This window comes from Peribacillus sp. GL_122 (assembly GCF_057835005.1).
On sequence record NZ_CM174415.1, the window covers coordinates 3053790 to 3066586 of the forward strand.

Annotated in this window: 9 protein-coding genes and 1 pseudogene; all 10 read right to left on the bottom strand. The window is 33.3% G+C overall.

What is annotated here, in order from left to right:
- Window positions 1-19 precede the first annotated feature (19 nt).
- Window positions 20-783: pseudogene (locus tag AC3ISB_RS14695) on the bottom strand (sugar phosphate nucleotidyltransferase).
- Window positions 784-1629: 846 nt separating this feature from the next.
- Entirely contained in the window at window positions 1630-2592 is a 963-nt protein-coding gene (locus tag AC3ISB_RS14700) for a Gfo/Idh/MocA family protein (RefSeq protein ID WP_141994387.1), read from the bottom strand.
- Entirely contained in the window at window positions 2577-3539 is a 963-nt protein-coding gene (locus AC3ISB_RS14705; protein ID WP_489273625.1) for a Gfo/Idh/MocA family oxidoreductase, read from the bottom strand. The genes AC3ISB_RS14700 and AC3ISB_RS14705 overlap by 16 nt, the downstream gene beginning before the upstream one ends.
- 23 nt (window positions 3540-3562) lie before the next feature.
- The gene (locus tag AC3ISB_RS14710) at window positions 3563-5023 is read right to left on the bottom strand and encodes a CDP-glycerol glycerophosphotransferase family protein (RefSeq protein ID WP_489273626.1); all 1461 of its coding nucleotides are present in this window, start codon (window positions 5021-5023) and stop codon (window positions 3563-3565) included.
- Window positions 5024-5201: 178 nt separating this feature from the next.
- A complete protein-coding gene (locus tag AC3ISB_RS14715) occupies window positions 5202-6668 on the bottom strand; it encodes a CDP-glycerol glycerophosphotransferase family protein (RefSeq protein WP_480339530.1) in 1467 nt (488 codons plus the stop codon).
- A 308-nt stretch (window positions 6669-6976) separates the two neighbouring features.
- Window positions 6977-8437, bottom strand: a complete 1461-nt coding sequence (locus tag AC3ISB_RS14720; RefSeq protein ID WP_480339529.1) for a hypothetical protein — start codon at window positions 8435-8437, stop codon at window positions 6977-6979.
- A gap of 63 nt (window positions 8438-8500) precedes the next feature.
- A complete protein-coding gene (locus AC3ISB_RS14725) occupies window positions 8501-9214 on the bottom strand; it encodes an acylneuraminate cytidylyltransferase family protein (protein WP_480339528.1) in 714 nt (237 codons plus the stop codon).
- A 21-nt stretch (window positions 9215-9235) separates the two neighbouring features.
- The gene (gene neuC / locus AC3ISB_RS14730; RefSeq protein ID WP_480339527.1) at window positions 9236-10396 is read right to left on the bottom strand and encodes a UDP-N-acetylglucosamine 2-epimerase; all 1161 of its coding nucleotides are present in this window, start codon (window positions 10394-10396) and stop codon (window positions 9236-9238) included.
- A complete protein-coding gene (gene neuB / locus AC3ISB_RS14735) occupies window positions 10389-11435 on the bottom strand; it encodes an N-acetylneuraminate synthase (RefSeq protein ID WP_480339526.1) in 1047 nt (348 codons plus the stop codon). Before neuB ends, neuC begins: the two co-directional genes overlap by 8 nt.
- Complete coding sequence (locus tag AC3ISB_RS14740) at window positions 11432-12550, bottom strand: DegT/DnrJ/EryC1/StrS family aminotransferase (RefSeq protein WP_489273627.1); 1119 nt, start codon at window positions 12548-12550, stop codon at window positions 11432-11434. The genes neuB and AC3ISB_RS14740 overlap by 4 nt, the downstream gene beginning before the upstream one ends.
- Window positions 12551-12797: the final 247 nt, after the last annotated feature.

The window sequence follows — 12797 nt, forward strand, 5'->3', positions numbered from 1 at the left end:
GCTTTTACTCATTAAATTTTTAATTATATTGATCTGCTGCCTTGTACACTTCAAATCTACTAATATCGAATCTGTCTCCATCAATCGTTTTCCCCATAGACATTTTCTAATTTTCAGCATTTCATTAATGGCATCTGTTATTTGACCTTTCATCACCAACTCCAGGATTTTTTCTAAACAAGAAAAATTAAATGGTTTCAAATGACAGCTAAATTTGAAGGTGGATCGTTTGATGGTTTTCAACGATATTGATAACTTTACCTATACCACTATCTATATTTTTCAATTCATCACACCGTAGTTTGACAACAACTGTTTTTCAACTTCATTTAGACCGAGTACACTTTTTTTATTTTTTTCAAAAACTCTTACTGACTGACCTAATCCAGCCGTCTCTTTTTCAATAATAACTTCATCAGGCAACAATACAGCAAGTGGTTCATTTCCAACAAAGTTTTTCCCTAAGAGGATTGCATCACCAAGCCCACTAGCATAGGGCTGTATAGTGTATTGGATATGAAAATTGGGAATCTTGTTTTTTTCTAATAAATGAGTTTTTTGTTTTTTATCAAGAAATGCTTCAAATTCAAGTGACCGATCAAAATAGTTTGCAATCAGATTTTATGATGGTGAAACGACGATTAATATTTCCTCAATGCCTGACGCCATTTCCTCCTCTACGACATAATGAATAGCAGGCTTAACAACTATCGGAAATAATTCTTTTGGAACAACCTTCGTTACGGGTAAACCCCTCGTTCCATATCCAGCCGCAGGAATAATTGCTTTTTAAATTATCGCAAAACCCCTCCTTTACTTTTTTTGTTTAGTTTGGTAATCGTCTAGCAATGTGAAAATTGAATTTTCTATAGGGTAAAGTAAACCTTTTTATTATTAAATGAACTAGTCCTCTTTATTGTTTGTACTATTGTCTATATGCAAAACAATTATAAATTATTTAAGAATTTGTAAATATTGAATGGCAAAAGTCTATTATAAAAAAAGTAGACATTCCTACGCTAATTGGGAGCCTGGTAGTCTTTCCGGAAAATATACCACCCTAAGATGTGTTACAAAATTCAACTATTTATTGCATTTAAACATTCCCTATATCACTCAAATTTAAAATGCTTCAGCTTTAAGTTTCATTGAAAGGATTTAATTGAAGAAGGAGTGAACATTTATTATGATTTGCACATGAACTTATGGTGCGATTGTTATATACCCGAATAATATATACTAATAAAAAAGTGCCCTCTAATTCGGGTTTTTCTATGTCTCTCAATGGTAAATATAAAGAGTCCACCCACTAGCCAAATAAGATAGAACCGCTGTTAAATTATTAAGGTTCCTCCCTGAAACTGAACCGGTAAGCCGAAATAAAACCTGCTCTAAAATGCTTCATTTGAGACAAGTATCCCTTTCGTTAGCGAAGAAAAGCATAGCCGTCGATTCAGCTTCATAGTCGTTAGTTAAATCCTCCCTGGCGATCAAACCAATCATATATTCACTTATCCTGTCCCGAGCCATCAAGAACCTTGTATGGCATTTCCCTTTCCTCCTTCACCTTCTATATTAACTTTGAGGAAAAGTAGCATCCTATAAGTTTTTTTCACAAATATTATTACTCTATTTTTGTTTATATCCAAATAATATTGAGTTGTATACCCTGTTAACGGATTGTATCTGCTCTGACACATCGACTAAGTGCCTTTTATCAGTAAGAAAAGCTTGGACTTGTTTAAAAAGACCAGGTTTGAATTCTGTATCATGATGTTTTATGAGGGATATTTCTTCTATATGAAAGGAATTGTGTTTCATTATATATAATCTTTCGAGCGGTTGAAGAATAAGTTTGTATTGGTCAGTCATTACTTCAATTCCCCACCTACCTGGTGATTTCCAATTCGCGTGATAACTGAACAATACATCATTGTTTGTCATTCCAGAGCCTGTAAAGATAGCCGCATCAGGGTGCCAAGCTAGATGATTTGTGGACAAAGATTGTATTACTTTTGGTTTTCCAGCAATAAAAAATGCTAGATCGATGACATGTGAAGAATTGGCAATTAGCCAATTTTTCTTCACTTCATTTGTATTTTTACTTTTTTCTATTTGCTTGCTAAGTTCTGTAAAATCAAAATGTATAGAGCGAATAGGATTGTCTTCTGTGACATACGAAAGCAACTTGTTAACCGATTCATAAAACCTTCTATTGTACCCAATAAATACTTTTGAATTAAATATTTGAGCTACTGCTTGCAATTCTATTAATTCATCACCACTAACTGCTCCTGGTTTTTCAAGCAGGATTTCTTTAACACCGTTTTGCATAAGCGTAATGGCGACTTCTTTTAAATGTTCTACGGAAACGGCCACGATTGCCCTATCATATGAATGCTTTTCATGCAATATTTGATCTAGATTTCCAAATGAAGCCTCCTTTCCAATTAACTCTTGAAAATGAAGAGCTGTTTCCTCAGATCTTGTGAATACATGAAATGATTGATTCATTTGCTTTAAAACTTTTGCATACTCAGAGCCCATATTCCCTGCGCCTACAAGAAGTATTGGTTTTAAGTGATTGGACATTCTATCACCCTATGACCTAGAACCTTTGAGAAGAAAGTATTTAGATTAATAATCAAGTTTACATGTAGTTTTTTAGATGTCTCATAATCCGGAAGAGAACATTTTCCAAGTAATAATAAATCAGTTACTAAGAGAGAGGTAATCGAACTTTGCTTTGGATAGTTGATAACCTTTTCTATAAATTCATTATTTTGAGTGTCTTCTACCGTGATTTTCTCCAACAAAGGGAATATCGTCCAAATTTCTTCGTTAAATTTAAATTTCATGACATACTCAAGACTTGATTGGTTACTTGATGAAATGATCAATGTATCTTCCTTATTCGTACAAGCTGTTAATACTCCCAAAACCTCCAAATATCCCTTTCTTTTACTCTCAACTACATTTTCCAATTTACTCGTTTCAATCTTCAGGTCTAGACAATTTGTCAAAAAGGAAAATAAATCTAATTGGTGAATGCTGTTACAACCAATCCCAAAATTACTATATTCAATATAATAGTTTAAACTAGTTTTGATTTTCTCTTTCAGTTCCATAAATATAGGTAGGGTTCTTAACGGACAGTTCACCCAACAACCTTTTACATTGAATTCCTTAAGAAGAGATGACATTTGATCGTAGTCACTCACTTTTTGGAATAGCACTTTTTCTAAAATCAAATATTTCACTGAAGTAGTTTTTAATAAGGTTTCTGCAACTTCCAGTCTAACTTTTGAGCTGGTAGCAATGATACATAGATCCATTTGACCTGGAATATCTTTTATAGATTCGAAAAAATAACATGTTTTCTCTATTGGATTAGAATCCTCATAACACCTTTGCGCGAGATTTAAAGCTTCAACGCTTGGATCTATAACATATATCTTTAGAGATAAATCTGTCTTGAGCAGTCCTTCAAAATGTCTGTATCCTATATTTCCGCTACCTATGATTAAAACTTTAAACATATTTTCAGCTCTCCTCCCCCCATTTATGAATGTTTTATAATAATTTCTTCTATTTTATTTTTCGCTAAAATAGGAGCCTGCTCTACAGATATAAGTGTCTTTGACAGAAATTTATTTCCTTTCTTTTTTAAATCATCCACATAACTTTGATCGGTTGTTATTTTTGTTACAGCTTTTATTAAATCTGTCGCATTTTCTATTATTTCTCCAGCTTGAGCTTTTGCTAAGTGAGCATTGAGTTTATTAGTGTTTAATTTATAATGATAGGGAATGTTCGGTTGTAGGATGAAAAGTGGCTTGTCTAAAATTGCTGCCTCGATTGCGGTATTGGAGGAAATTGTCATTAAGCAATTGATATAATGTAAAAAATCGTACAATGGGTAATCACTAGATAGGATTTTCACATTCTTATTTTTACCTGATATTGGGTATTCGTATTGATCTCCCTTATGTTTTTTGATTAATATGGTTACGGGAAGACTTTCGGGAAATATTTCTATCCATTTCTCTAGCTGACAATTGGTATCTAGGAATGGTTGGGTTGTAAAACCTAGGATTTGATGATTGCTTGGAATGTTCAATTTTTGATAAAATGCTTCTTTTGAACTAACAGGACTTTTTTTTTCATAATAAAATCTTATATTTCCAGTCTCAGTAAGTTTTTCCTCTTTAATCTTTCGCTCGAAAAACCAGTTTTTTTGATTTTCCCCCCATGCAAAATAATAGTCGGCTCTGGAGGGAATTATGGTTCGATCCCCAATTATATAAAGTGGCATGTCGATAAATGGTATATTATATTTTTTTGAAAGCATTCCTAGAATTGCACCAAATATACTGGCTTCTGAAGGAATTATTATTACAGATGGTCTCGTATTTAAAATTAACTGATCTAAAATATAAACCCATTTTATAATGTTCGAACATACTTTTATTAACCATTGTTGAAATAAGGGTGTACTAAAATAATAATGAGAAACAGTCTTTAAAACCATTTCTACCTGTGCTTTTAAAAGTACTTGATTTTGCTTAACCTCCACGTTATTGACTTTTAAGAGTTCATTCCTAAATAGATAATTTTTAAACTGTTTTGGGAGATTATTATTTTGCTCTTTATCTTGAACACCAAACAGTGTAACTTCGTATTCTTTAAGTTGATCAACCGCAAATGCATAATAATCATCCGAAAGCAATATTGCATTCTTATTTTTTTTGATATTAACAGGAGAAATATTTTCAAAAGCTAATAATTTTTGATTTATATCTCCCATTGTCTGAAACCTTCTTAGCATACGAAATCTTTTAATCAGAGCTTGATTTATTCGGTTTCGATCAACAAATGGTTGAATATGCACTTCAAATTGTGCTGCTAAACATTGGGCTAATGGTAGTCCATAAATTTCAACCGAAGAACAACACTGAAAAAAATCATATATTAAATTATATTTGACTAGATGATAATCATTTATCTCGATTTCACCGTACATTAAAACCACTCCTACGAATAAAGATTATTTATTACATATTCATATTACTGCTTTACCTATTTACACGGATTTAATTAAACGACATTACCTATTTCTCGATATTCCATTTTTTTCATTCCCATTCTAGAGAGTTTTTCATTACTGTTTTTACAACTCTCTTCTTGTTCGGAATAATATTTCATAGATGCTTCATCATAATTTCTTTTATTTTATTTTTTGTTAAAGCAGGGGCCCAGTGTACTGTTTTAATTGAACCTTTTCGGAATGTATTTACTTTCTTTGTTAAATGATCTACATAGCCTGGGACCGTTGTTATTTTTGTTATCGCTTGAATTAACTCTGTAGCATTTTCTATTATTTCGCCCGCTTGAGATTGTGCAAAATAAGCGTTATTTTGATTATGATTTAACACATAATGGTAGGGTATGCTAGGTTGAAGGATTAGTAGTGGTTTATCTAAAAGTGCGGCTTCAAATGCCGTAGTAGATGCAATCGTCATTAAACAATCTATATGATGTAAAAAATCGTACAATGGGTAATCACTAGATAATATTTGTACGTTCTTCTTTGTACTTAATGATGGATATTCATATTTATCGTTTCTATGTTTTTTGACTAAGATGGTTACTGGAAGATTAATAGGTATAGCCTCTATCCATTTTTCAAGCTTATCATTGGTATCTAGATACGGTTGGGTTGTAAAGCCTAAGATAAAATGATTACTTGGTATTTTAAGTTTTTCATAAAATGATTCTTTTGAAATAGAGGGATTTTTCTTATCATAAAAGAATTTTATATTTCCAGTTTCAGTTATCTTATCTTCACTAATATATCGCTTCATTAACCAGTCTTTTTGATGTTTCCCCCACACAAAATAATAATCGGCTCTAGAAGGAATTATGTTAAGATCTCCAATGGTTGTAAGAGGCAGGTTGATAAATGGAATCTGATATTTTTTTGAAAGCAGTCCAAGGATTGTACCAAAAATACTAGCTTCTGAAGGATTTATGATTACAGCTGGTCGTGTCTTCAAAATTTGCTGATCCAATATATAAACCCACCTTATTATAGTTATACAGGCTTTTGAAAGCCATTGCTGAAATATGGGTGTACTGAAATAAAAATGTTGTGGTAGAAACTTTAACTTTTCATCAATCTTTTTCTTTAAAAATGCGTGTTGCTCCTTAACCATCTGGTTATCAACTTTTAACAATTCATTTCTAAAAAGAGCACTTTTAAACTGATGTGGGAGATTATCATGAATTTCTTTATGATGGACCCCATATAATGTGATTTCATATTCTTTAAGTTGATCAATCGCAAAGGCATAATAGTCATCCGAAAGCAGTATTGAATTCTTATTTTTTTGAATGGTAACCTGGGCAATGTTTTCAAAAGCTATTAATTTTTGATTAATAGCTCCCATTGTCTGAAATTTTTGTTGCTTATGAAATTCATTCATAAGAAATTGATTTCCAAGATTCTGATCAACAAATGGTTGAATATGGGGCAAAAGAAATAGCCTAGATAAACATTGTGCCAATGGTAAGCCATAAATTTTAACCGAAGAAAAATACACAAAAAAATCATATAGCAAAGAATATTTTAGTAGATGATAATCATTTACCTCATTTTCACCGAACATTTAAAAGCCCCCCCATAAATAAATATTATTTACTCTTTTTTTCTCCTATTCTGCCAAGGGTTAAATTTATCCTTATTAAAGTATAGAGAATTTAGCAAAACCGAAATATATGTTTAATAAGATGCTTTAATTAATGAGCAGGAAGTACTTAATACAAGCTTGGATGAAGGTTGTTATGAACACCTATTTTCACGCGTGTATTTACCAAAAAACTTTGGATAAGAGTGTTTATTTCTCCCCCTCATTTCTATGAAAAATAGTTCACTTTTTGCCTTTATCAAAAATCACATCAAAATTCGACAAACACTTTATAAATGTTTCAAAATAATTTCTTCTATTTTTTTTTTTGCTAAAATAGGAGTCTGATCCACAGGTATATGCGCCTCTGCAAGAAATTTATTTCCTTTCCTCTTTAAATCATCTATAAAACTTGGATCAGTCGTTATTTTTGTTACAACCTGTATTAAATCTTTAGCACTTTCTATAACTTCTCCTGCTTTAGCTTGGGAAAAGAAGGCATTGTTTTGATTGTTACTTAATACATAATTATAGGGAATAATAGGTTGAAGGATTAAGAGAGGTTTACCTAATAGTGCAGCTTCAAATGCAGTAGTCGATGCAATAGTCATTAAACCATTTATGTTGTACAAAAAGTCATATAATGGATAATGACTAGATAGGATTCTCACATTGCTTTTTTTGTTTATCGACGGGTATTTGTATTGATCTAGCCTGTGTTTTTTAACTATTATTGTTATCGGAAGATTATTTGGTATTTCTTCTATCCATTTTTCAAGCTTATCATTGGATTGATGTGGTTGAGTTGTAAAACCTAGAATATAATGATTGCTTGGAATATTGAATTTCCCACAAAATGTTTCTTTAAAGCTAGCAGTATATTTCTGTTCATAATAGAACTTCACATTTCCAGTAACCATAATTTTATCTTCTCTAATCTTTCGCTCCATAAACCACTTTTTTTGATATCCCCCCCACGCAAAATAATAATCGGCTCTCGAAGGAATGATGGACCGGTCTCCAATTGCGGTAATTGGCATAAAGATAATTGGTATTTGGTACTTTTTTGAGAGAAGCCCAAGTATTGAGCCAAAAGGGCTTGCTTCTGAAGGTATGATGATTACAGATGGTCTCGTTTTCAAAATTAACCGATTTAAAATATAAACCCATCTAATAATGCCACCACAGGATTTTGAAACCCATTGGTAAAATGATGGTTTACTGAAGTAATAATGTTGTGGCATACCCTTTAACCTATCATCCACCTGTTTTTTCAGGAGTACTTGTTGTTGTTTAACTTCCTGGTTATTAGTTTTTAAAAATTCCTCCCTAAATAGGTAATTTTCAAAATGATTCGGTAGATTATCATGCAGTTCATTATCGGCAACAGCAAATAATGTGACTTCGTAATCTTTTAGTTGATCAGTCGCGAAAGCATAATAATCGTTCGAGAGGAGTATAGACTTCTGATTTTTTTGAATAGTTACCTGAGATATATTTTCGAAAGCTACAAGTTTTTCATTAACATCCCCCATTGTGTGAAATTTTTGTTGCTTATGCAACTGTTTAATGAGGCTTTGATTTACCCTGTTCTTATCAACGAATGGTTGGATATGGACTAAAAATTGTGCTGCTAAACATTGAGGTAAAGGCAAACCTGAAATTTCAATTGAAGAAAAACTGTTAAAAAAATCATACAGTAAAGAATACTTCACTAGATGATAATCATTCACCTCATTTTCACCGTACATTATAAACCTCCCGCTAATAAGTGAAATTTCTATTCAAATCTCATATCAAAAGTTCAACGTTCCTTATTGATCATTTAATCTCTTTTCTATAAGCATCTCTGCTATTAAAAAGTCCATTTCTTCATCAATATCAACCGCTCTTTCTTTCGGAATAATGATTCCCCCAGGATGGTTACCAAGAAATTGTTCATTTTCATCATTTATCTCATTTAGATAAAACGAATAAACAGCACCATTAAGTTGGTAAGCTTTCGGAAGCTTTTGTCGTGGCAAAAAGGGATTTGCCTTTTCTATGAAAGTTATGGGACTTGTATCCTCAAAAACCCACGCTCTTATTGGGTTTAATTCAGCTTCTGAAAAAGTCGCAACTGCTCTGTAACCTTGATTATTTTCAATAAGAAGATCTAAACAATCATAAATATCTTCTTTGGAGCGAAGAGGAGAGGTCGGTTGCAAATAGAGCATAATATCATAGATCTCCTTTTGTTCATTTATTACATCAATTGTATGCTTAACTACATCAATCGCCAAAGCGTGATCCCCTGATATATGTTCAGGCCTCTTTATGACATCAGCACCAAAATGTTGGGAAATGATCGAAATATTTATATCATCAGTTGATACGACTACTTTATCGATTTCAGGAATTTCCTTTACTAGGTCAAGGGTCCAAGCAATAAGGGGCTTTTGACAAAGAAGTTTTATATTTTTATAAGGAACGGCTTTGCTTCCTCCTCTTGCTGGTACTAAAGCAATAATTTTTTTGCCTTTATACAATCTTGTTCACCCCCACTTGTTTTATTTATTAAAACTTTTATTGATTAACATCCATTTATCAATTGTCATTTCTTTTAACACCTTAATAACCTGAGTTTCCGGACATTTTACAGTATCATATGGATTTGAACTAATTCTCTTTTCCGTTAGCAAAACCGTTTTTATTGCTTCGATAATTTGTACCTCATTATAGGGAGTCTCTACTACATTACTCCCCCGTTCTCTTCCCTTTTGCCGATTTCCTATTAAGACATACGGGAGATTAAAAAAGGGGGCTTCTATCAATCCGCTACTGGAATTGCCAACCAATACATTCGCTTGACTTAAAAGAAACAAATAATCCTCTTGCGGTATTGAATGATAAAAAGATGTTGCAGCTTTATTAAAGTGGCAAAATTCCTTTATTTTTTGATTAAAGAAATCCCCTCCAGCGTCACTATTTGCCCCAATAAAGATTAATTGTTCATGACAAATTGGTTTTAATGAAAAAAGTAGAGTCTCCACTTGTTTTTCAACAGGGACAGCATCACGGGAATCTGGATGAAAAGCCACTATCAGGAGATTTTTATTAGATTGAATAGAATATTTTTTCCTTAACAACTCATTTTCAGAAATGGACTGATTTTTCACCTGATTAATTTCAGTTTTTCGAAGGCTGCCTATCACGTGTATCCGCCAGTCTTCCTCACCTAATCGGAGTAAGGTCCTGTATGATTTTTCAGTAGAAGCAAAATGAAGATGTGCTAATTTTGTGATCGCATGACGAATGGAATCATCAGCCGATCCGCTCACTTCCCCTCCATGAAAATGAACAATCGGGATATTCAAATAATGAGCAGTGATGGCAGCAGCAAGCATTTCCCCTCTATCTCCTAAAACTAATAAGAAGTCGGGGTTATTTACCCTGAAAATCTCAGTAAAGTATAAGATTCCTAACCCTAACGATTGGGACATGGAAGCCTTATTATCACCTTTCACTAAAATCGAAGGAGTTGCTGAAATCCTTAGATGATCTTTTTTAATCTCTTGAATGGTCTCCCCATACTCACCCAACAAATGCATTCCCGTTACGATAAGGGAGAGATTGAATTCTGAATTTTCCTCCAGTTTAAGCAATAAGGGCCGATAGATTCCGTAGTCTGCTCTTGAACCAGTAACACAAAGAACTTCTTTTTTAGTCATTGAAATCAGTCCACGATAAAGGTTCATGTTTCTTTTTTGGAACTCTTAAGACTTTCCCGATTACTTTTTCAAATTCATTTGCCTCTATTCCAGCTAACGGTCGAAGAGCGATAAGATCATTTTCTGAAATAATGGTTCCGATGGGGACATTTGATTTTAAATAAAGGCTCCTCCTTACTAAAGGTTTCACTCCTTTTTCATTTGCCGTTAACTGCTTTTGTTCGGAACCAAGGGATAATTCCGTTAATCTCACTAATTGAACCATTTCCTTGAATCCCTTTATATCAATAGAAGCTAAATGATCCGGGCCTGGCAATGTATTGTCTAGGGTAATATGCTTTTCGAGAATCCTTGCACCCAAAGCAGTCGCAGCAATAGGAATATGGGTCCCGATTGAGTGGTCCGAGTAGCCGATCACATAAGGATATCTATTTAAGTAATCGTTAATGACTTTTAAATTGATTTGTTGCTCGGGAGTTGGATAACTGGAGGTACAATGGAGAATACTAATTTGTAAGTTTTCTTTTAATCCCCTTAAATAGGCGATAGTTTGGTCAATTTCGGATATTAAAGACATTCCCGTAGAAAGAATAATTGGTTTATCTGTTTCAACAATACGTTTTAAGAGGGGGTAGTTCGTAAGGTCTCCGCTTCCCACTTTAAAAGCGGACATATCCAAATCGTTTAAAAAATCAACACTCTTCAAATCAAAAGGAGTTGCTAAAAAAATAATATTTTTCTTGTCACAGTATTTTTTTAGATCTATGAATTCAACAGATGATAGCTCTAATTTCTTTAACATGTCATACTGGTTTTTTTCCTTCGTCTTTTTTTGATACTGCACTAAATCCGCTTGTCTTGTTGTCAATTCTTCGGTGTCAAACATTTGAAATTTCACGGCATCTGCACCTGCATCAATGGCCGCATCCACTAATTTTTTAGCCAATTCTAAAGACCCATTATGATTTACTCCGATTTCAGCAATAATGAATGTTGGACTGTTACGGTCAATCAATATATGCTTTAATTCTAGTTTCATTGAGTATCCCTCGTTAATATATCTAACAGAGTTGTCATAACATATTTTTGTTCTTTTTCACTTAAATCATTAAAAAACGGAATTGCCAGAGATCGTTTTGCCAACATTTCACAGACTGGAAAATCACCTTCATTTGTTTGAAAAAGATCTTTATAAAAAGGTTGTAAATGTATCGATGGGAAATATGGTTTTGACTGAATGCCCTTTTTAAGAAGCTCTTCCAACACTTTATCTCGATTCGTATATTCAGGAAGCAATACAGGATACACAAACCAGCTAATCGTTGCATGTTGATGATTTTTTAAGTACATCACTGGAACTTGGTATTCATTTATGAGCTTATGGTATTGTTCGGCAACCTTCTCTCGTTTTTTTAAGATTTCTGGAAGTCTTTCCATTTGGGCAACACCTATAGCCGCATGGATATCTGAAAGTCTATAATTGTATCCGAGCCTTTCATGGCTTAACCATTCATTGCTTATGCTTCTACCCTGATTTCGTAGACTGGCTGCCATGTTATATATTTGTTCATCATTCGTAACTAACATTCCTCCCTCACCCGTTGTTATTTGTTTGTTAGGGTAAAAGGCAAATACACTTACATCTCCAAAGGTTCCGGCAAGCCTGCCATTCCAGGTAGCCCCGATTGCTTCACAAGCATCCTCAATGATCCTTAAATTATATTTTTTGGCTACTTTAACAATTTCATCCATATTGCAAGGGTGACCGAATATATGGACAACTAAAATGGCTTTTGTTTTATCAGTAATTGCTTTTTCTATTAAACTTTCATCCATAACGGTTGTATCAGGATGAACATCCACGAAAACAGGCTTTACTCCTTCATAGAGTAAACAATTACTTGAAGCCACAAAACTATACGGTGACGTAATAACCTCATCACCTTCCTTTAGTCCCAATGCCTTAACTGCAACATGCAGAGCACTAGTACCACTATTCATTCCTACTGCATAGGAAACGTTTAATAAATCTTGGAATTTCCGCTCAAACTCGATAATTTTGTTCCCTAAACTTAATTCCCCTGTATTCAAAACATCCATTACATATGTCTTTTCTATGTGAGTTATATCAGGCTTAGATAATGGAATTTGCACATACATTCTCCTTTCTATTCTAAATAAGGGCTTATTCTAAAATATTCTTTTTGGATTCAACCTCTAAAAATCACTCAGATCCCGATGGTTTTTATTTAAGGGGCTATTGGCTATGCTTTTACTCTAGTCATTCAACCCTTTATGAGTTTTGTACTTAACGTAAAACCGAAGTCTTTTTATTATATTAAGATAAGGAATTTCTGTTCACACCAAAAACCTAGCCTATCAATAAAAGGCGCATTCCCAT